The 556-nt window shown below is 45.9% G+C and carries 1 pseudogene; it reads right to left on the reverse strand.

Annotated elements, in window-relative coordinates:
- Nucleotides 1-303: 303 nt before the first annotated feature.
- Nucleotides 304-556, reverse strand: a pseudogene (locus tag FDX22_RS16955) (U32 family peptidase C-terminal domain-containing protein); the annotation flags it as partial.

Consider the following 556-nt stretch of genomic DNA (forward strand, 5'->3'; position numbering starts at 1 on the left):
TGCGCAAAAGCACAAGCCAGAAGCTGCCCATTAATTTCTAATTACATGATAAACCGGGTGTAATGCCCGGTTTTTTTTCGCCTGAAAGTAGTGATTTGAATTGGGGGGACTCGGAGAGTATAAACGGCAGGCAAAAAATAAGCCTGCGTAAGGGAGATTACGCAGGCTAAGGAGGTGGTTCCTGGTACAGCTAGCATTTATGGGTTATGTTTTTCAGCGAAACGGATAATACCCTTATTGAACGAAACGGTATGTGATCGATTTCTAAGAATCTTCCGAACGCTGAAAAATAACCGTAACTAACTACTTATCATGCGGGTTGCGCGTGGACTCACCGGCAAAATTACGCATTAACAATGCATAATTCAGATCGATATCTNTGCGGTACGGGCATCCATACGGTATAACCATCACCAGGCGCAACTGGCATAGCTTCGCCTTTCGCGTTTTCCATCTGCTCAAGGGTGAAATTGACGTTACCCTGAGGCGTCATCAGCTCCAGACTGTCACCGACGGTGAATTTGTTTTTCACCAGTACAGCGGCCAGATCGCCTTT

The organism is Citrobacter sp. TBCS-14, from assembly GCF_005280805.1.
GTDB classification, from domain to species: domain Bacteria; phylum Pseudomonadota; class Gammaproteobacteria; order Enterobacterales; family Enterobacteriaceae; genus Citrobacter; species Citrobacter gillenii.